The sequence below is a fragment of the Amycolatopsis oliviviridis genome (assembly GCF_014654365.1).
In the GTDB taxonomy this organism is placed as follows: domain Bacteria; phylum Actinomycetota; class Actinomycetes; order Mycobacteriales; family Pseudonocardiaceae; genus Amycolatopsis; species Amycolatopsis oliviviridis.
This window is the reverse complement of record NZ_BNAY01000004.1, coordinates 736,729-756,388: the sequence shown is the minus strand read 5'-3', so window position 1 is coordinate 756,388 and position 19,660 is coordinate 736,729. Positions and strand designations below refer to the sequence as shown.

Genomic DNA, 19,660 nt, shown 5'->3' with positions numbered 1-19,660 from the left:
TACCTGAACACCTACGGCATGCACTCGATCCACGGCCGCGCGCCGTCGATCGCGACCGGTCTCGCGACCGCGCGGCCGGACCTGTCGGTGTGGGTCGTCACCGGTGACGGCGACGCGCTGTCCATCGGCGGCAACCACCTGATCCACGCGTTGCGGCGCAACGTGAACATCAAGATCCTGCTGTTCAACAACCGGATCTACGGCCTCACCAAGGGCCAGTACTCGCCGACCTCCGGGCCGGGCATGGTCACGAAGTCCACCCCGATGGGCTCGGTCGACACCCCGTTCAACCCGCTTTCGCTGGCGATCGGCGCCGAGGCGTCGTTCGTGGGCCGCGCGCTCGACTCGGACCGCAAGGGCCTGACCGAGGTGCTGGAGGCCGCCGCGAAGCACCGCGGGTCGGCGCTGGTGGAGATCTACCAGAACTGCCCGATCTTCAACGACGGCGCGTTCGACGTCCTCAAGGACAAGGACGAGGCCGCCACCCGGCTCATCCCGCTGAAGACGGGCGAGCCGATCAAGTTCGGGCCGCAGGGCGAGTACGGCGTCACGCGAAGCGGCTGGGCCGGGCTCGAAGTCGGGAAGGTCGCGAACATCGGCGAGGAGAACCTCGTCGTGCACGACCCGGCGATCGAGGACACCTCGTACGCGTTCGCGCTTTCGCGGATCGGCGACCAGAACCTGAACCACGTGCCGACCGGCATCCTGCGGCAGGTCGAGCGTCCCACCTACGACGACCAGGCACGTGCCCAGGTCGAGGAGGCCCGCGCGGCCCGGAAGCCCGACCTTCAGGGCCTCCTACGCGGCAAGGACACCTGGACTGTGGTCAGCTAACCGGTCCTCAAGCGCGTGAAGGCCCCCTTCCCTCGGCTGAGCCGAGGGAAGGGGGCCTTCACGCGCTTCAAGCCAACGGCCGGAAGCCGACGCGCTCGGCGTCGGAGGCGGAGCGGAACCAAACCTCCGCGACCATCTTCGGGAACTGGGGCGAGTCCTCGGTGCAGTACCGCAGCGCCGTCACGCTGGCCTTGACCGCGAAGTCGTCGGCGGGACGGCCACCGCCCGGCCGCGGCATCGCCGAACCGGGACCGAACGGGCCGGGCGGAACGGACTCCGAGACAGGAGCGGCGGTCTGTCGCGCGGGCGGGGGCTCCGGCGCAGGCATCGCGTCGCCGGGCTGGACGGCCGGCTCGAACAGCGAACCGCTCTGCCCGCCGGACAGCTCCGGCTCACGACGTTCGATCGCCCGCATCGACGGCTGGATCGGCTGCGGCGGCTCGAAACCGCCGCGCACCGCTCCCCGCGGCGTGCGCTTGGGCAGCACCTGGGTGGCTTCGGCGGGAGACTCGGGCTCCGAGTCGAGGAGCCCGGCCTTCGCGTCTTCGTCGGAACCGAAGGCGTACGCGGGCGGATCGTGCAGTTCTTCTTCCCGCTCGAACCAGCTGGTCTCGACGGGCGCCTGCTCCGTTTCGACGCGCGAAGCGGGGCTGAACAGCGACACCGACTCCGGCTGTGTCTCGGCGCCTTCGGGGTCCAGCTGGATCTCCAGGCGGGACCGGTACGGCCCGTCGCCCGGCAAGACCGGCAGCGGCTCAGGCTCAGGCAGCGGCTCGGGTTCCGGCTCAGGCTCGGGTTCCGGTTCGAGGTCCAGCTTCGACGCGGGCTGGAGGTACTCGGTCGCCGCGGTGGCGTACGGGTTCTCCGGCTCGGGCTGAGGTTCGGGTTCGGGTTCCGGCTCCAGCTGGGCGGCCGGGATGTACTGCGTCCGCTCGGCCGCGGCCTCGGGCTCCGGATCGGGTTCCGGGTCCGCCTGCGGCGCGGTGCGGTACTCGGCCTCGCACTCGTCCTCCGGCTCGAAGGTCTGCGGCTCGACAGGCTCCACAGCCTCCCCGGGTCCCGCGGGCTCGAAGATCTGCGTCGCGGGTGCGACGGGCTCGGGAGCCGTCTCCTCGACGGCGTCCTCGTACACGTCCTGGACGGGCTGGGGAGCACGCTCCTCGACAGGTTCGGACCACGGCCGCTGCGCGGGCTCGTGCTCGGCGAGCGTCTCGGGGTACGCGGGCTTCGGCTCCTCGGCGGCCGCGAAGTCCTCGTCCAGCTCGTCGTGCGACGGCTTCGTGAGGTACGCGGTCCCGCCCGCGACGGCCGCGGCCCCGGCGCCGAGGCTCACCCCGGCGGGCAGCCGGGACTTCTCGGCGTGCGCGGTGGCCAGCGAGCTCTCCAGCTCACGGACGCGCTTGCGCGCCGGGAGCACCAGTACCAGCCAGGTGAGCAGCGCGCCGACGACGAACGCCAGCAGACTCCACAGCCAAACCTGTCCGAAAATGGACATCTAACCTGCCCTTTGTCAATGCGTTCGCGCGACCAGGTAGTCGGCGACCGATTCGCAGGCGTCCCGGGCGGGCGACGCGGGCAGCGCCGCGAGCTCGGCACGCGCCCGACGAGCGTAGTCGGAAAGAGTTTCGCGTGCGCGTTCGAGTCCGGACGAGGCGCGCAGCAGGTCCAGGGCCTCGGCGACGAGCTTGTCGTCGGAGATCGGCCCCGACAGCAGCTCGACCAGGCGCGGGTCGGTGGCCGGGTCGGCCAGCGCGTACAGCATCGGAAGCGTGCGGACGCCTTCACGCAGATCCGTGCCCTGCGCCTTGCCGAGCTCGTCCGAGGCGGAGGCGATGTCGATGACGTCGTCGGAGATCTGGAACGCCGTCCCGATGATGTCGCCGAAGCGGCGGAGCGCGTCGATGTAGTCGTCGGGCGCGCCGGACATCATCCCGCCGAACCGGCCGGAGGTGGCGATCAGCGAACCGGTCTTCTGCGCGATGACCGTGAGGTAGTGCTCGACCGCGTCGTCGCCGTCGCCGGGGCCGACCGTCTCGCGCATCTGGCCGGTGACCAGCTCGCCGAAGGTCTCGGCGATGATCCGGGCCGCGTCGGTGCCGAGGTCGGCGACCAGCCGCGAGGCGTGCGCGAACAGGAAGTCGCCGGTCAGGATGGCGATGGTGTTGTCCCAGCGGGCGTTGACGCTCTCCGCGCCGCGGCGCATCTTCGCCTCGTCCATCACGTCGTCGTGGTACAGCGTCGCGAGGTGCACCAGCTCGACCGCCGCGGCGGCGGTGACCACCTGGTCGCCCTGCTTCGGCCCGAACTGCGACGCCAGCAGCGTGAACAGCGGACGGAAACGTTTGCCCCCCGCCTCGACCAGGTGCGAAGCGGCGTCCTCGACGGCCTTGACGTCACTGCGGACGACGTCGCGAAGGAGCGTCTCGACATCGGCGAGACCGGTCGCGAGGGTGCGCAGGAGCTGCTCGTCGGCGATCTGGAGCCCGACGGACGCGCGCAGGTCCTCGATGGCACCACCTGGGGCAGGTGAAGACACAGACACGTCGGCTCCGCTCTCTTTGACACCGTTCGGGGTTGCTTCCAGCGTAGTGGCTACCCACTGAGCCCTGTTGACGTGCTGTCCAGGGGAAACGGTGACGAATATGACACCCCGGCCGCGTATCCTGCCGTCCTTGGCACGAACTGGGGGAACACCGTGGAAAGTCCGGACGATTCCGGCGACAGACCGGCGTGGGCGCCACCCGCCGAAGCACCTCGTGAGCAGCGTTCGACGGTAAGGACCACCGTCGTTCTCTTCGCCGTGTTCATGACGTTGGTACTGGTCGCGGCGGCGTTCGTGGTGGGCGGCTTGAAGCAGTCGAAGGCGGACCCTGTCCAGACCCGGCAGCCGACGCTCTCGCCGTCCTCGACGGTTGTGACGTCCGTGACGCCGCCGACGTCACGAGCGGAGGTGCCGACCCGTAAGCACGAGGCGGCGGCCAACCCCCTCGTCGCCCCTGGCGTGACACTGCCGAAGGTGACCTGCGAGCTGCCCAAGCTTGGCGGCACGAAGGACGGGCTCGAGGCGTTCCACACGGCGCTGATCCCCTGCCTGGAGCGGGCGTGGCATCCGGCCTTGAGCCAGGTCGGCGAACCGCGGATCCCTGTCGCGATCAACGTCCACGACGTCAAGGACACCGCCTGCGGCCCTTCGCCGCCTCCCGACGAGGCCATGGGCTTCTATTGCTCGGAGGGGGCGACGATCTTCCTCCCGCTGCCAAGGCAACTCGAGAACGGCGGGCCCGACCTGCTGACGCAGCTGTTCCTGCTCGGGCACGAGTACGGGCACCACGTCCAGGAGCAGTCCGGAATCCTCCGCAAGTACCACGCGCTCTACCGCGCCGCGGACGGCGATCAGCCGAAGATCCTCGAACTGAGCAGGCGGTTCGAACTCCAGGCGGACTGTTTCAGCGCGATGTTCCTCGCCAACGCCGCCGGCCGCGGCTCTATCGGCGCCGGGATGGTCTCCCAGCTCAGGCAGAGCACGTTCGAGGACAGCGACACCCATGGCTCGTCGAAGAACGCGGCGCTGTGGCAGAAGCGCGGCTTGACCGCGAAGGACACCTCGGCGTGCAACACCTTCGCGGCACCGGCGAAAGAGGTCTCCTGACCGCGCGGGATCAGCGGCGGCGGATCTTGATGTCGTCCATGCAGGTCGCCTTGCCCGCGACGTCGCGATACGGGTAGTCCTTCGCGTCCAGCAGCTCCATGACCTTCAGCTCGGCCTCGTCGAGCACGTCGCGTTCCTCTTCGCCCTGAAGCGTGACGCGGTAGGAGAACGCGCCGAGGTGCGCGCTGTAGGTGAACAGGCCGTCCTCGGTGAACCCGATCGCCTGGTGGTGACTCAACTCGGAAAGAAGCCTGGCGCGGGTTTCGGCGTCCGGGTGGTCGAACTTCCCGTTGACGAGGACGCGATAGGTCGGCATGACCTCGAATATACAGACCTGTATCCGGATACGAATCCGAATATCCAACGGGTGTCCATGATCCACGGTCGAGTGAAACGACTGTCACGCGCGCAACGGTCGAATCCGACACGCAGATAGTGATGACAAAGGAAGAACGGCCGATCCGGCTCGCTCTCCCGTCACGTGAGGAGGACGTGGAATGCGCATCACCATCGCAAGCCGGGCAGCCGTGGTCGGCGCGCTGCTGCTGGCGGGCCTCGGCGCCGGGGTGGCGCCGGCCTCCGCCGCGAACCCCGCGGGCGTGGCCTCGCTCGGCTCCGCCGCCTTCACCAAGGGCAACTCGGCGCCGATTTCGATCTCTTCGCTCGCCGACTGCGCGGTCGAGGGACCGACGAGCAACTCGTCCGGAGTCGTGAGCAGGACCGGGATCACGTTCGGTGGCGGCACGTCGACGTGCACGACCACCGTCGTCGACCCCGAGAACGACGTGACCACGACGTCTTCGGTCGCCGAGGGCAAGAACTTCGAGCTGTCGGCGCTCGTGTCGTCGAGCGGGCCGCGGATCAAGATCAAGACCTACAAGGTCACCTGCACGGCGACCCAGAACACCACGAACGCGAGCTGGACCTACGGCGGCGCGACCGGACTCGGCACCCTGCCGTCACCGGTGCCCGTGGGTTACGTCAAGCCGATCACCAAGTCGAACGGCACCCTGCTCGCCGAAGCGGTCTTCAACGAGCAGACCTTGCCGGGCGACGGCAGCATCGCGCTGACCATGCTGCGGATCAAGTTCGCCCCGGCCTCGGGCATCACCGGCGAAGTGGTCATCGGGCGCACGGCCTGCTCGCCCACCCCGTAAGCCATCCCTCCGAAAAGGGGCGTCCTGGATCTTTGCCAGGGCGCCCCTTTTCTCTTCTGGCTTATATAAGCCTACGCTGATATCTTGGCCGCAACCGAGCCGAGGAGGGCACCGATGGCCGACGTGCCGAGCCAGATCAACTCCGTCCAGCGCAAGCTGGGCAAGCGCGTGGTCGAGGCGGGCGAGGCGGTGACGGCGACCGTCAGCCAGGTCTACGACACCGACATCGACGATCTCTGGAACGCCTGCACCGACCCCGAACGCATCCCGCGCTGGTTCCTGCCGGTCAGCGGCGAGCTGCGCGTCGGCGGCAAGTACCAGCTCGAAGGCAACGCGGGCGGGACCGTCGAACGCTGCGATCCCCCGAAGAGCTTCGCCGCGACCTGGGAGTACGGCGGCGACGTCAGCTGGATCGAGGTCCGGCTGAGCCCCGAAGCCGATGGGCGCACGCGGTTCGAACTCGACCACACCGCGGTGCCCAACGAGCACTGGAACCGGTTCGGACCGGGTGCGGTCGGCATCGGCTGGGACATGATGCTGAACGGGCTCGCGCTGCACCTCGAATCCGGTGAGGCCGCCGACCCCGAGGCGGCCATGGCCTGGATGACCAGCGAAGAAGGCGTCCGATTCATGACCCTGAGCAACGAGGGCTGGTACGAGGCCGATGTCGCCAACGGAACCGACGCGGCCACCGCCCGCACGCGCGCCGACGCCACCTTGGCCGCCTACACGGCGCCGCCGGAGAGCTGAAGGTCTTCGGCGAGTTCCGGCTTGCGAAGCAGGTCGATGAGGTCGTCGTCCGCCCGGAACACCGCGCGGGCGCCGGGCATCCCCGCCTGCCGGAGCATCGCGTGGAGGACGTCGGCGTGCGGCTGATCGAGCAGGGTCCAGGCCATCGCGCGCCGCTTCACGTCGTCCCCCAGCTCGCGCGCGGTCCACCAGCCCATGACGAGCGCGCTCACCTGGTTGACCGCCGTTTCCCGCCCGCGCGCCAGTTGCGCGCGGTTCAGCCCGCACACCTTGATGGTCTGCTCGCCTTTTTCGGTCAGCGCGCGGTAGGTCCCGATCGACAGCACCAGGAACAGGTGGTCCAGCGGGTCCTCGGCGGTCGGGTCGATCAGCAGGCTGTCGCCGTCGTCGTCCACCGGGAACAGGTCGCGTTTGTGGTGGCTGTTGCAGTACTCGCAGGCGAGCACGTGGTTGAGCCAGTCGAACGCGCGGCCCGGGTTCCGCGCGATCGGCTCGAAATGGTCCACAGTGGACCCGAGGCCGTCGCCGCAGTACATGCAGTAGCCGCGGCCCGCGGCCATGACGTCCAGGCCCGCCCGCAAGGAACGCCGGACGGCACGGGAAACCCGCCAGAGCCGGCGCGCTTCCTTGCTGTCACCGGCGGGGATCCGCGCGGTCAGGTCTTCGAGGTCGGCCACCACCCGGCCCGGCAGCGCGATCCGGCGGATCCCGATCACCGATCGTCGGCCTCGAACCGCCTGGCCACCTCGTCCACCCGGCTCGGCGGCGAACTGCTCAGCATGCCGCGCAGGCGTTCCCATTCCCGGACGCCGTTCGCGTCCGCCCGTCCGGAAGCCACCTGGAACTCGAGCTCGGCGAGGTGCTCACGCAGTTCGACCGCCTGCGGCGAATAGGGCGTGTCCAGGCCGAAAAGGTCGGACAGCACGGCGTCGTCCCCGCTGCCGAACACGACCCGCTCGTAGAGCTCCTCGGAGACCACGCGCGGCGGGACCTCCTCGTCGGGCCCGGACAGCCGGATGAGGCCGCCGGGGTCGGCGGCCTGGCAGACGTAGGGGCTGTGCGTGGTGACGATGAACTGGATCCGCGGGAAATGCGCCTTGAACCAAGGTCCCATGCGCTTCTGCCACGACACGTGGAGATGTGCGTCGACCTCGTCGATGATCACGACGCCGGGACTCTCGTGATCGAGGCCCGCTCCGTCCAGTTGCTTGAGGAGGTCGACGACGAGCGCGGTCACCGTGCGGTAGCCGTCGCTCATCTCGCGCAACGGGAACCGGTCGCCGCGATACTCGACCCAGAGCCCGTCCGAATCGACGTCCCGGATCCGGTAACCGCCGGGCAGGAGGCCGTCGCCGAGGATCTCCAGCGCCGTGTCCTTCAGTTCGCGGGCGCCCGCTTTTCCTTCCAGGGCACGGAGATGCTGATTGATCAGCCACGTGACCCCCTCGGCGAGCGAGGCGTCTTCGTGGAAGAGGCTGGCCATCCGCGCGAGCGACCCCGCGCCGCGCATCCACGATTCGGCCTCGCCGCTGCCGCCCGCGAGCCGCCGGAAGGGCCCGTAAGCCGCGCAGAACGGCTGGCCCGGCGGAAGTCCGGAGATCGGCAGCAGACCGGAGTCGAGCCAGCGGACCTCGACCGGCGCCGGCCCCTCGTCGCGCATCACCGACAGCTCGATCGATCCGGAGGTCTGGTCCATCGAGATCCAGCTGCCGGCGTCCGACAGCAGCCCCCAGGCCACGTCCGGCGCCGCCGCGACCGCGATGGCGCGCAGCAACGAGGTCTTGCCGGAGCCGTTGCGCCCGGCGAGCACCACCCAGCCGGGGCCGGGCAACCGGAGGTCGACCGCGCGGGCACCGCTGAAGCCGCGGATGTTCTCCAGCCGGACCCGCTCGATGTACATGGAGGAAGCTTACGACGGCGCGGACGTCACCTCGCCACCCGAAAGTGGGTCGCCATCACGAAATCCATCACAGCGAACGCCTTGCCGACGTCCAGGACCGAAACGGCCTTCGAGCGGTCCCAGTCGTCGATCCCCCGCTCCCTCTCGGGCGTTATCCGCAACCGGACGTGCCCGCGGACGTCGATGTTCCCGAGCGGTGAGGCGTAAAGGGCGAATTCGCGGTCGTCCTGCGAACGGAACGTGATCCCAGGGCTTCCACCGAACGTCATCCGCTGGTGGTCTTTGAAGGTTCTGTTCGGATCCGCGTGCCATTCCCCCGGCGCGCCGCCGTTCGCGGTGGCACCGGCCTCGATCTGCAGCCGATGTTTCGGCTCGACGAAGTAGCACGCCCCCGGCGTTGCTATCGGCACGAACTCCGGGCCGAACGCCATCCTGACCGCGTCGCGGAACACCGCGCATTCGACGTTCGGATCGGCGGCGCCGGCGGCGATGATCAGCTCAGCGCCCGTGGGCACCTGCGCGGCTACGGCCGGATCGCAGTTCTCGCCCTTGCTGGTGACGACCCAGTCGGCGCAGGCCCCGAGTCGGCCGCTGTCCTGACCGTCCGGCGGGTAGACGAGATCGCGTGGCAGCTTCGCGGCCCCAGCGGTGGCGAAGTCCCGAAGGAGCCCGCAGTCCTTGCCGCGACTGGCGCTACCGATCTCGAATCCGATCGCCCGCTGGAAACTGACCGGAACAGTGATCGCACAGCCACTGATACCACCTTCGCGGTGCGTTTCGACCTGGTAGCCCTTCACGCCGCCAAGATCGATGACGGCTCCGTCGACCCGGCGAAGAACCAGATGTCTCGGCTCCACATCGCTGACTTCGAGAAGGTCGTGGCCGCCACGGAACAACGTGCACCGCTTCCTACCGTCCTTCACCTCCGTTTTTCGCTCGACCGGCCGGGTATCGCCACCCTTCCGTCGGTCGTAGGCGGCCTGGTCGATCAGCTGACAGAAATCGAGGGCGGCCAGCGCGGCATCGACGACCTGTTCGTCGCGATCCACGGGACGCGGTTGTTTCGGATGCCATTTCGGAAACTGCGGTCGCGGCGGGGGCGTATCAACGGAATCCGCACAAGCCGCCAACAGGCTGACGAGTAACGCGCCGAGAATCACTCTTCGGAACTTCATTACACAGAGTATGCAAAGTGGACGAGTCGACTACCAGGAAGAACCCTGCTTGCCGAGGAACGTTCACCTGAACGGTTTTCACGGATAGTCACCGAGTTCCTTGACGCTATTCAGTGAGGAACAGGACTTTATGCAGACCGGTTCCTCGTCAGGGGAACCCTGGTAATCTTCCCGGCGTCGGATTACGCAGGGTGCATCGGGGAGACGCGCCTTGTAGCCACGGGAGGGGCATATGACGACGGCGACTTCGGGGCGGCTTCGGCCATTCAGCGGGGATCGATTCAAGGCGTCAGGGGTGCGTGGCCGTGCCTGACGAACCGCCTGTCTACAAACCCGGAGTCAACTGGGGTGATGCCCTCGGTATCACTGACCGTCCCACCGGCGGCTCGTACGGGACGCCTGTGGCGGAAGGCGCGGGGTTCAAGTACGACGAGGCGACCCTTCACGAACTGGTGAAAGAGTGGCGCGCCTTGGCCAACGAGTACGCGGACGACCTCGACCAGGCGAGAGCCATCGCCGTGGCCCAGCCACCAGGGCGGGAATACGCCAGCGGGGGCAACGCTGAAATCACCCAGAAGTCAGGCGCCGCACTTGAAGACGCGCTCAGACATCGCATCGCCTACTGCAAGAATATGGCCAGCAAGTACCTGACCGCGCTGGGCAAGTACGCCACCGCCGAAGAACACGCCAAATCAGTCGTCAACCAGCTGCCGGAGGGCATCGCCTGATGCGACGCACCATTCTCATCCTTAGCGCGACCGCCCTCACCCTCGTCGCCTGCTCGCCTCCCACCACCAACGGTACCCCCACGCCTACTAACGGCGGGGCGAACCCGAACCCGTCGAACTCGGCCGGCCCGGCTCCCGAAGCCCCCAAAGTCGGCGACCCGATCGAACTCGCACAAATCAAACGAACACCTTGCAGGGCCCTTACTGACATCCAGGCCAAACAGATCCTCGGTCCCACCATCGAGCACGTGGAGCAGTTGGACGGCTCAGCAGGCCCGGCATGCAGATGGTCAGTTCCCTCCACCGCTCAGCCTCGAGTCAACGTGATCTTCAGCAATCTGCCGGACAGCGGCACTGCGAAGTTCTATGCGGCCAAGGGGACGACTTACAAACTCCTCGAACCGCTCGCTCCGATTGACGGATACCCGGTGACGGCCTACGACACCAAAGACGAGCGCGCCAGTGAGGGCCGCTGTTCGGTGGCTCTGGGAACCAGTGATACCCAAACCATCAGCATCTCCCTGGAGCAGTCCACGGCCAACATCGGCAAGAAGGACCCCTGCGACGCCGCACGCGAAGCGGCGATCAGAGTCCTCGCCACCGTCCGAGGGGGCAATTGATGGCCACCGAAGGACCGCTCACCGCCGCCCAGATCTACGAACAGGTCACCGGCGGCGACGGCACCGGTTCGCTCTCCGATGCCCAGCAAGGTGCCTACAACCTGGCCCTCCGGCACCAGGAGCGCATGCAGCGGATCACGAGGCTCGCCCAGAAGACCGCCTCCGGCTGGGAGGGCGGGGCCAGCAGCGCCGCCGTGGACGCGACGAAGCCGCTCGTCGAGGCATCGATGGACGACGCGATGCACCTGACCACCGCCCAGAACGCCATCACCGCGCAGCTGGGCGCGTTCGGTTCGGCCAAGAACTCCGTCAAGCCGGTGCCGCCTGAGCAGCCGCAGCCCACCGTCCAGGACGCGATCAACCTGATGGAGGGCAACCCCGTCGGCTACTTCGACAAGCTGAAGAGCTACCGGGACGACAGCCAGCACAACATCGACACGTTCGCGACCTACCACTCGGCCAGCACCGCCAACGGCGACGGGCTGCCCGCCCAGTACGCGCAGCTCGTCGACCCCGGCGGCAGCGTCACGTTGGACGACGGAAGCTCCGGGAAGCCGGCGGCGAAGGGGTTCGGCGACGGCTCCGACGGGCGCGATCCCGGGATCGGCGAGCCCTATCGCCGCACGAGCGGGCCGGAGGGCCCCAGTGGGCCGAGCGGCCCCAGTGGCCCGGGTGCCGGAACACCTGGACCGGGTCAGGGCGGCCCCGCCGACAGCGGTCCGCAGCCCGGTCAAGGCCCTCAGCCGGGTCAGCATCTGCCCGGCCAGCAGCCGGGCTCACATCAGCAGCCCGACGACGGGACCCGCGCGAATTCGTACACGCCGCCCCAGACCACACCGGTCGTGCCGCCCGCGGCGAACCTCGACTTCGGGCCGAACGGCAGGCCGCCCACCGCGTACAACCCGCCCGGCACGTTCCCGCCCGGGTACGGCCCCTTCGGCCCGGGGACCGGAGGACCCGTGACCGGCGGACCGGGAACGGGACCCGGCGGCCCGGGGACGGGCAGCAAGACACCGGCCGTGGCAGGAGGCGGGTTCCGAGGCGGTGTCCCCGGTGGCACGACAGGCCAGCCCGGCATGGGTGGCCGAAGCGGCGCCGGGCTGCCGGGTGAAACCGTCGGCGGCCGTGGCGCGGCCGGTTCCGCAGGTGCGGCCGGTCGTGGCGGCGCGAACGGGATGCCGATGGCGCCCGGCGCGGGCCGCGGGAAGGGCGAGGAGGACAAAGAGAAGAGGGCTCCGTCGTACCTCCAGAACCCGGATCCGGACGAGACCTTCGGCGGTTACATCGAGAAGCCGACGCCGCCGGTGATCGGCGAGAAGAAGAACTAGCACCACAGTCCCAGGGGAGGGAGACACGTGGTGCTCGCGCGCCCGGTCGAGATCACGCTCGACACCTTGTTGACCGCGTTCCGTCACGCCGGCTGCGGGGATCCGCATCTGATCTTCGCCGGCGGACTGCGTTATGTCCCGTCGTCGTCGCGCACCGGCGAGGACCACGCCGCGTTCGAGGAGCTCGGCGGGCTCGGGTTCACCGAGGGCAGGCGGCTGACCAGCGACTTCGAGGACGTCCTGCACATCCTCGACCGGCCGGACTCCGAGTACTACGCGACGGTTCGCACGGAGGCGGAGCAGTACAGCGTGCTCGTCGCCGGGCGCGGGCGCGCCGCGGTGACCGCGATCTGCGAAGGAAGCCGGGTGTGGCTGAAAGGCGTCCGGACGGCCGATCGCGCGGCGGCGCTCGTGCTGAACCTGCCCGAGTACCCACCGGCGCGGTTCGCGCCGTTTTCCCTGCCCCAGGACGATTTCAAACCCGGCGCGGGGAACGAGCTCTACGACGAACCCGAGTCACGAAGCCGGGAAGCGCGGCGGCTGGACGAGGTCTTCGAGCAGCCGTACTTCGGCGTCGGGTTCTTCGCCGCGGCCAAGCGCGCCGACGGCGGCAGACGCATCGAGGCCGTCGACGGCCTGACGTATCTGGACCTCGACGGAGGCCGGGTGGCCATGCACGTGACGGGTTCGCCCCGGAACCGGTACATCACCGTCCTGCCCGGTGAACCCGTTCTCCTGGCGCAAAAAGTCGCCGCACTGCGGGCCGGCCTCGATCACTGACTCGATCAGCCGCACCGATCGCGCGGGGTCCAGCGCGACCGCGTCCACTGTGGACTGCAGATACGGTTCGACGTCGTCGGGCCGGTGCAGGATCAGCCCGTATCGCCGGCTTTCCTGGTACACCAACGCTCGCGTGCCACCGAATTCCAGCAGGACATAGGCATCGCCGGGATGTGCCCCGGCCGAGAAGGGGATCACCCGCAGTTCGACATTGGGGCGCTCTGTCATCGCGACGAGATGCCGGAGCTGGTTCGCCATCACCCGCGACCCGCCGACCTGACGGTGCAGCGCCCCTTCGTCGATGTAGGCGACGAACTTCTTGTGCCCCAGCATCTTCTGCCGTTCCCTCCGCGCTTCGACAGCCGCGACGGGAAGGTCCGCAGCTCTCGAATAAGACGGGGTTTGCAGCAGACCGGGCAGGAGGACGGTTCCGAATTCGACGATCCTGGTGGCCTCCTTTTCGTAGCATGCGAAGGCTTTCCTCTGAAGAGACACGTCGCCGAACCACCAGGGCCCGATGTCGCGAGACAGCGCGAGCAGCGCGTCTCGCCGTTCACCGGTGACCCGGTAGATCGCGAGCAGTGCCGACACCTCTTCGGCGGATGCCGCCCGCGCCCCGGTCTCGATCCGGCTGATGGTCGCCTGGGACCAAGCCAGTTTGTCCGCCACCTCGGTGGCGGCCAGTCCGACCGCCCGGCGCGCCTCTCGAAGTCCCCAGGCGAGGGCCCTCGCCTGGGGTGTGGGCTTCGGTTTCGGCATCGCCAGCAACCTGCCCGATGCGCCCCGGCAAGTCATTCCCCGGCATGGGCGACTTCGCGGATCGCGGCCGAAATGGCGCCGAAGTCCTTCTTCAGCAGCGCGCCGTGGTTGCTGTCGACCTTGGCGCTCACCTTGATGTTCGGGTTGCGCTCGGTCACCGCGTCGAGGCCGGTCCGGATCTGCTCCTGCTCGTCACCCTTGCTGCCGAAGGAAGTTCCCGAGGCGACGACGTACCGCGTCTGCACGGTGATGCCGTCGAGCACTGGGCCCAGCTCGGACTGCCGGGAGAGTTTGCCGAGTTCGATGTTGCTTTCCGCCTGCTCCGCGGCGGACATGCGCGGCGCCAGGCCGGTCGGGCGCAGCAGCGGCATGACCAGGTTCAGCCGCTTGAACAGCTTCCGGATCCGCGCTTCCATGGCGTCGTCGAGCCAGTCGTACGGGAAGGCGCCATCGACGAGGACCGTGCCGAGAGCCCGCTCCGGGTTGCGGGCGGTCCAGTGCGCGGCGACGACCGCGCCGTAGGACCAGCCCACCACGACCGCCTTCTCCACTCCCCGGGCCGCGAGGACGGCGTCGACGTCGCGGACGGCGGCTTCGAAGGAGTAGTCGGCCGAACGCCCGGACTTGCCGCGCGCACGCTCGTCGAAGGTGATGTGGCGGAAGTCCGGCCCCAGATCGGCGAGGATCCGGCGCCAGTAGCCCTGGTTCGCGAACTGGCCGTTGAGGTAGACGACCGGGATGCCGGGGCCACCGGTGTCGGTGACGGCCAGCCGGGTGTCTTCGACCGGGAGCATCCCGGCCCAGGCGGCGGTGGAGGTGGTGGTCGAGGCGGTGCTGGTCTTGGTCATGAGGGAACTATCGCGATCCGGCCTGACACCACCCTGACGGCGCTCTGACACGCCCTCTGACACGAAAAAGGCCCCCTCACGACAGCGAGGGGGCCTTTCGCGACAACAGGACTACTTGAGGGCGAAACCGCCGGAGCCCGCCCAGTCGAGGGCGAACGCCGGGATCAGGCCGAGCACCAGCGTGACGATGACGCCGAGCGTGATCGCCGTCGTGGTGAACGCGCCGGGCACGGTGACGGTCGGGCCGTCGGGAGCCGGCTCGGAGAAGTACATCAGCACGATCACGCGCAGGTAGAAGAACGCGGCGACGGCGCTGAAGATCAGGGCGACGACGACCAGCGGCGCCATCCCGTCGGACAGGGCCGCCGAGAACACCACGAACTTGCCGACAAACCCACTGGTCAGCGGGATACCGGCCAGCGCGAGCAGCAGGAACGTGAACACCCCCGCCAGCACCGGGGACCGTTTCGCCAGCCCTGCCCAGGCGGACAGGTGCGTCGCCTCACCGTTCGAGTCCCGCACTAGCGACACGACACCGAACGCGGCGAGCGTGGTGAAGCCGTAGGCCAGCAGGTAGAACAGCGTGCTCGACAGGCCTTCCTCGGTCATCGTGATCGCACCGATGAGCAGGAACCCGGCGTGCGCGATGGACGAGTAGGCGATCATGCGTTTCACGTCGGTCTGCGTCAGGCCGAGTACCGCCCCGATCAGCATCGAGAGGATCGCGACGCCCCAGAGCACGCCGCGCCATTCCCAGCTGGTCGACTCGAACGCCACCGAGAACACCCGCAGGATCCCGCCGAACGCGGCGACCTTGGTGCAGGCACCCATGAACGCGGTGACCGGGGTCGGCGCGCCCTGGTAGACGTCCGGGGTCCAGGTGTGGAACGGGCCGACCGAGCCCTTGAACAGCAGGCCGACCGCGAGCAGCCCGAGCCCGGCGAACAGCAGCGTGTCCGACCGGTCCGAACCGGCGGCCGCGTTGGCGATGTCCGACAGCTTCACGGAGTTCGCGTAGCCGTAGAGCAGCGCGAGACCGTAGAGGAAGAACGCCGACGAGAACGCGCCGAGCAGGAAGTACTTGACCGCGGCTTCCTGCGAGAGCAGGCGGCGGCGCCGGGCGAGACCGCACATCAGGTACAGCGGCAGGCTCAGCACTTCGAGCGCGATGAACATGGTCAGCAGGTCGTTGGCCGCGACGAACGCCATCATGCCGCCGAGCGCGAACAGCGTCAGCGGGAAGACCTCGGTCTGCATGCCGGTGGTGCCGACCTGCGCGCGGTCCTGGATGGTGCCCGGGCGGATACCGGCCTGCGCGACGAACGCGCCGCCCGGCTCGACCGAACGGTCCGCGATCAGCAGCAGCGCGCCCAGCGCCAGCGCCAGCAGCGTGCCCCACAGGAACAGCGACGGCCGGTCGACGGCGATCGAGCCACTGAAGGTCGTGACACCGTTCTTGGGCGCCGACGAACTGGCGTACCAGACGAGGAAGACACCGGCCGCCCCGATCCCGACCAGGGACAGGAAGACCTGCGACGGCCACCGCATGTGCTTGGGCAGGAAGGCTTCGAACAGCACGCTGACACACGCGGCCCCGAGGATGATCAGGATCGGCGTGACGGCGAAGTAGTCGATCGACGGCACCTGAACCTGTGGCGCCTGAGTCAAGAAGTGCACTGTTACTTGCCTCCCTGTACGGACGACATCGTCGCCTGCACCGACGGGGTGATCGTGTCGAGCACCGGCTTCGGATAGAACCCGAGCGCGATGATCAGCACGACCATCGGCGCCAGGATCGCGATCTCCTTGCCGCCGAGGTCCTTGATGGTCTTCTTCGCCCCGAGTTCCGGAGCGATGGCCGTGCCGGGTCCGCCACCGGCGCCGACCAGGGCGTCACCGCGGACGGGGCCCTGCATGACGCGCTGGTAGAGCCAGAGCACGTACGCCGCGGCCAGCACCATGCCGACCGTCGCGATGATCGTGTACACCGGATAGTCCACAAAGGACCCCAGCAGCACCAGGAACTCACTGATGAAGGAGTTCGTGCCGGGCAGGGACAACGTGGACAGACCGGCGATGAGGAGCATCCCGCCGAGCAGCGGAGTCACCTTCGCCATGCCGCCGTAGTCGGAGATCCGGGTGGATCCGCCGCGCATCACGATCAGGCCGACGACCACGATCAGCATGCCGGTGGCGAGGCTGTGGTTCAGCATGTACGACACCGAGCCGACCATCGCCTGCTCGTTGAAGGAGAAGATGCCGAGCGCGATGAACCCGAAGTGGGCGATCGACACGTAGGCGATGAACCGCTTCATGTCGCGCTGCCCGGCCGCGAGGATCGAGCCGTAGAGGACACCCGCGACGGCGAGCACCAGCACCCACGGCGCGAGTTCCTTGCTGGCGTCGGGGAACATCGGGAGGCAGTAGCGCAGGAACCCGAACGTGCCGACCTTGTCCAGCACGCCGACCAGCAGGACCGCGACGCCGATGGGCGCCTGGCCCGCGGCGTCCGGCAGCCAGGTGTGGAACGGCACCAAAGGGGCCTTGATCGCGAACGCGAGGAAGAACCCGAGGAACAGCCAGATCTGCGTGCCCAGCGGGGCGTCGCGGACGACGGTGACGAGGGTTTCCCAGTCGAAGGTGCCCTTGCCGAGCTTGTCCGACGCCAGCGAGTACGCCCCGATCGCCGAGGCCAGCATGATCAGGCCGCCGAGGAACGAGTACAGGAAGAACTTGACCGCCGCGTACTGCCGGTTCGCGCCGCCGTAGCCGCCGATCAGGAAGTACATCGGGATCAGCATGATCTCGAACAGCACGTAGAACAGGAAGACGTCGGTCGCGGCGAACACCGCGATGGTCAGCGCCTCCTGCACCAGGATCAGCGAGAGGAACCCGCCCGCCGAGCGCCCGGCCGGGAGCTTGTCGGTCAGGCCCAGCGCGCCGACCACGATCGGCACCAGCAGGCCGATGACCGCGATCATCACCAGCGCGATGCCGTCGATGCCGAACGAGATGTGGATGCCGAAGTTCGGGATCCAGTCCATCGACGTCTTCTGCTGGATCCGGTCCCCGCTGGGCGTGTAGCTCGCCCACATCGGGATCACCAGCAGGAACGTCAGGAGGGACACCACGAGCGCGGTGAGCGTCGCCAGGCGGTCGTTTTTCTTCATCCCGGCGACGACCGCCGCACCGAGCAGCGGCAGCAGGATGGATGCGAGAACCCAGGTCATCAGGAGAACCTCACCAGCAGGAGTGCCGCCAGAAGCAGGAATGTGCCGCCCAGCATGGACAGTGCGTACGAGCGGACGAAGCCGGTCTGCAGGCGGCGCAGGCGCCCGGATCCGCCGCCGAGCCCGGCGGCGAGGCCGTTGACCGCGCCGTCGACCCCGCGGTTGTCCACGTAGACCAGGGCACGGGCGAGCCAGGTGCCCGGACGGGCGACCAGCGTCTCGTTCAGGGTGTTGCCGTAGAGATCGTTGCGCGCGGCCTTGACCACGGCGGAGACCCGCTCGGGACGCTCGACCGGAACGTCCTTGCGGCCGACGAACAGCCACGCCGCCACCGCGCCGAGCACGGACAGCGCCACGGTGAGGATCGGGACCAGCGCGTGCGGGATGACGCTGTGGCCACCCTCTTCGAGCGGACCGACCACCGGCGAAAGCCATTCGGCGAACCGGTCTCCGAGGGCGAAGAACGCGCCGGCGCCGAGCGAGCCGACGGCCAGGACGATCATCGGCCACTTCATCACCGCGGGCGATTCGTGCGGGTGGAAGTCGCGGCCGTCGCTGGACTTGATCTCCTTCCAGCGTTCCTTGCCGAAGAAGGTCATCACCATCAGGCGGGTCATGTAGAACGCGGTGAGCCCGGCGCCGAGCAGTGCCGCGCCGCCCATCACCCAGCCGCGCCAGCCGCCCTGGCTCAGCGCCGCTTCGATGATCGCGTCCTTGGTGAAGAAGCCCGAAAGCGGCGGGATGCCGATCAGCGCGAGGTAGCCGAGGGTGAAGGTCCAGAAGGTGACCGGCAGGTGCTTGCGCAGCCCGCCGTACTTCCGCATGTCGACCTCGTCGTTCATGGCGTGCATGACCGAACCGGCCCCGAGGAACAGCCCGGCCTTGAAGAAACCGTGCGCCACCAGGTGCATGATGCCGAGCGCGTAGGCGATCGGCCCGAGGCCGACGGCGAGCATCATGTAACCGATCTGGCTGACCGTGGAGTACGCCAGGACCTTCTTGATGTCGTCGTAGGCGCAACCGATGATGCACCCGATCAGCAGCGTGACCGTGCCGACGAGGGTGACGATCAGGCGGCCGTCCGGGGTGGCGTTGAAGATCTCGTGCGCGCGGGCGACCAGGTAGACGCCGGCGGTGACCATCGTCGCGGCGTGGATGAGGGCCGAGACCGGGGTCGGGCCCTCCATCGCGTCCGGGAGCCATGCCTGCAGCGGGAACTGACCGGACTTACCGCAGGCGCCCAGCAGCAGCAGGATCGCGATGGCGGTGATCGCGCCGGTCGGGATCTGGTCGATCGCGCCGAAGACCTCGGCGTAGCCGGTGCTCCCGACGTACTTGAACATCAGGAAGATCGCCAGCGCGAGCCCGACGTCACCGACGCGGTTCATCAGGAACGCCTTCTTCGCGGCGGTGGCCGCGGACGGGCGGTCCTGGTACCAGCCGATGAGCAGGTACGACGCGAGGCCGACACCTTCCCAGCCGAGGTACAGCGTCACGAAGCTGTTGCCCAGCACCAGGATCAGCATCGAGGCGACGAACAGGTTGAGATAGGCGAAGAACCGCGAACGGTCACGGTCCTCGGCCATGTAGCCGATCGAGTAGAAGTGGATCAGCATGCCGACGCCGGTGATCAGCAGCACGAACGTCAGCGAAAGCGCGTCGATCCGGAGCCCGAAGTCGACCTGCAGCGCCGAAACCGGGATCCACGAGAACAGCTTGACGTCCGCGGTGGCCTTCGTGTCGGCGGTGAAGAAGAGGATCAGGCCGTACACAAAGGACAGTGAGACGGTCGCACTGCCGAGGAGGTGTCCCCAGCCCCGCGCTCGTTTACCGGCCAGCAGAAGGATGAGGGCGCCGAGGGCAGGGAAGGCCACCAGCAGCCACGATGATGCGGTCAACTCG

18 protein-coding genes and 1 pseudogene are annotated in these 19,660 nt (G+C 68.4%); 8 read left to right on the top strand and 11 right to left on the bottom strand.

Annotated features, from left to right (window positions below; genetic code table 11):
* Window positions 1-834 (top strand): 2-oxoacid:ferredoxin oxidoreductase subunit beta (locus IE302_RS21600; protein ID WP_191256263.1); only part of this gene is annotated, 834 nt, incomplete at its 5' end.
* A 67-nt stretch (window positions 835-901) separates the two neighbouring features.
* Here IE302_RS21600 and IE302_RS21595 read toward each other — a convergent pair.
* Window positions 902-2,329 (bottom strand): sunset domain-containing protein, encoded by a 1,428-nt coding sequence (locus IE302_RS21595; RefSeq protein ID WP_191256262.1) that lies wholly within the window; start codon window positions 2,327-2,329, stop codon window positions 902-904.
* A 15-nt stretch (window positions 2,330-2,344) separates the two neighbouring features.
* Complete coding sequence (locus IE302_RS21590; RefSeq protein ID WP_191256328.1) at window positions 2,345-3,370, bottom strand: polyprenyl synthetase family protein; 1,026 nt, start codon at window positions 3,368-3,370, stop codon at window positions 2,345-2,347.
* 159 nt (window positions 3,371-3,529) lie between these two features.
* On the opposite strand from IE302_RS21590, the gene IE302_RS21585 reads away from it, so the two are divergent.
* Window positions 3,530-4,483, top strand: a complete 954-nt coding sequence (locus IE302_RS21585) for a neutral zinc metallopeptidase (protein WP_191256261.1) — start codon at window positions 3,530-3,532, stop codon at window positions 4,481-4,483.
* A 10-nt stretch (window positions 4,484-4,493) separates the two neighbouring features.
* On the opposite strand, the gene IE302_RS21580 is transcribed toward IE302_RS21585, so the two are convergent.
* The gene (locus tag IE302_RS21580) at window positions 4,494-4,799 is read right to left on the bottom strand and encodes a DUF6204 family protein (RefSeq protein WP_191256260.1); all 306 of its coding nucleotides are present in this window, start codon (window positions 4,797-4,799) and stop codon (window positions 4,494-4,496) included.
* A gap of 181 nt (window positions 4,800-4,980) precedes the next feature.
* Here IE302_RS21580 and IE302_RS21575 point away from each other — a divergent pair, with 181 nt between their 5' ends.
* Complete coding sequence (locus IE302_RS21575) at window positions 4,981-5,640, top strand: hypothetical protein (RefSeq protein ID WP_191256259.1); 660 nt, start codon at window positions 4,981-4,983, stop codon at window positions 5,638-5,640.
* A 114-nt stretch (window positions 5,641-5,754) separates the two neighbouring features.
* On the top strand, window positions 5,755-6,390 hold the full coding sequence (locus tag IE302_RS21570; RefSeq protein ID WP_191256258.1) for an SRPBCC family protein: 636 nt from the start codon (window positions 5,755-5,757) through the stop codon (window positions 6,388-6,390).
* Here IE302_RS21570 and IE302_RS21565 read toward each other — a convergent pair.
* From IE302_RS21565 to IE302_RS21555, 3 genes are read right to left on the bottom strand one after another with little or no spacing between them, the layout of a single operon-like run.
* Entirely contained in the window at window positions 6,366-7,106 is a 741-nt protein-coding gene (locus IE302_RS21565) for an HNH endonuclease (RefSeq protein WP_191256257.1), read from the bottom strand. The genes IE302_RS21570 and IE302_RS21565 overlap by 25 nt on opposite strands.
* Complete coding sequence (locus IE302_RS21560; RefSeq protein ID WP_191256256.1) at window positions 7,103-8,290, bottom strand: AAA family ATPase; 1,188 nt, start codon at window positions 8,288-8,290, stop codon at window positions 7,103-7,105. The genes IE302_RS21565 and IE302_RS21560 overlap by 4 nt, the downstream gene beginning before the upstream one ends.
* Window positions 8,291-8,316: 26 nt before the next feature.
* Window positions 8,317-9,450, bottom strand: a complete 1,134-nt coding sequence (locus IE302_RS21555) for a hypothetical protein (protein ID WP_191256255.1) — start codon at window positions 9,448-9,450, stop codon at window positions 8,317-8,319.
* Between the two features lie 320 nt (window positions 9,451-9,770).
* Here IE302_RS21555 and IE302_RS21550 point away from each other — a divergent pair, with 320 nt between their 5' ends.
* From IE302_RS21550 to IE302_RS21535, 4 genes are read left to right on the top strand one after another with little or no spacing between them, the layout of a single operon-like run.
* Window positions 9,771-10,193 carry a hypothetical protein gene (locus IE302_RS21550; RefSeq protein WP_229907882.1) on the top strand — a complete coding sequence of 141 codons (423 nt, stop codon included), beginning with the start codon at window positions 9,771-9,773 and terminating at the stop codon, window positions 10,191-10,193.
* Window positions 10,193-10,813, top strand: coding sequence for a DUF3558 domain-containing protein (locus IE302_RS21545; protein WP_191256253.1), 621 nt, complete (start codon window positions 10,193-10,195; stop codon window positions 10,811-10,813). Before IE302_RS21550 ends, IE302_RS21545 begins: the two co-directional genes overlap by 1 nt.
* The gene (locus IE302_RS21540; protein ID WP_191256252.1) at window positions 10,813-12,141 is read left to right on the top strand and encodes a PPE domain-containing protein; all 1,329 of its coding nucleotides are present in this window, start codon (window positions 10,813-10,815) and stop codon (window positions 12,139-12,141) included. Before IE302_RS21545 ends, IE302_RS21540 begins: the two co-directional genes overlap by 1 nt.
* A 27-nt stretch (window positions 12,142-12,168) precedes the next feature.
* Complete coding sequence (locus IE302_RS21535) at window positions 12,169-12,921, top strand: ESX secretion-associated protein EspG (protein ID WP_191256251.1); 753 nt, start codon at window positions 12,169-12,171, stop codon at window positions 12,919-12,921.
* Between the two features lie 12 nt (window positions 12,922-12,933).
* Here the strand turns inward: IE302_RS21535 and IE302_RS21530 are convergent.
* The 5 genes and pseudogenes from IE302_RS21530 to nuoL form a co-directional block, all read right to left on the bottom strand.
* Window positions 12,934-13,680, bottom strand: a pseudogene (locus IE302_RS21530) (helix-turn-helix domain-containing protein); the annotation flags it as partial.
* A 32-nt stretch (window positions 13,681-13,712) separates the two neighbouring features.
* The gene (locus IE302_RS21525; protein WP_191256250.1) at window positions 13,713-14,528 is read right to left on the bottom strand and encodes an alpha/beta fold hydrolase; all 816 of its coding nucleotides are present in this window, start codon (window positions 14,526-14,528) and stop codon (window positions 13,713-13,715) included.
* A gap of 111 nt (window positions 14,529-14,639) precedes the next feature.
* The gene (gene nuoN, locus IE302_RS21520; RefSeq protein WP_191256249.1) at window positions 14,640-16,205 is read right to left on the bottom strand and encodes an NADH-quinone oxidoreductase subunit NuoN; all 1,566 of its coding nucleotides are present in this window, start codon (window positions 16,203-16,205) and stop codon (window positions 14,640-14,642) included.
* Between the two features lie 2 nt (window positions 16,206-16,207).
* The gene (locus IE302_RS21515) at window positions 16,208-17,758 is read right to left on the bottom strand and encodes an NADH-quinone oxidoreductase subunit M (protein ID WP_191256248.1); all 1,551 of its coding nucleotides are present in this window, start codon (window positions 17,756-17,758) and stop codon (window positions 16,208-16,210) included.
* Complete coding sequence (gene nuoL / locus IE302_RS21510) at window positions 17,758-19,656, bottom strand: NADH-quinone oxidoreductase subunit L (RefSeq protein WP_191256247.1); 1,899 nt, start codon at window positions 19,654-19,656, stop codon at window positions 17,758-17,760. Before nuoL ends, IE302_RS21515 begins: the two co-directional genes overlap by 1 nt.
* Window positions 19,657-19,660: the final 4 nt, after the last annotated feature.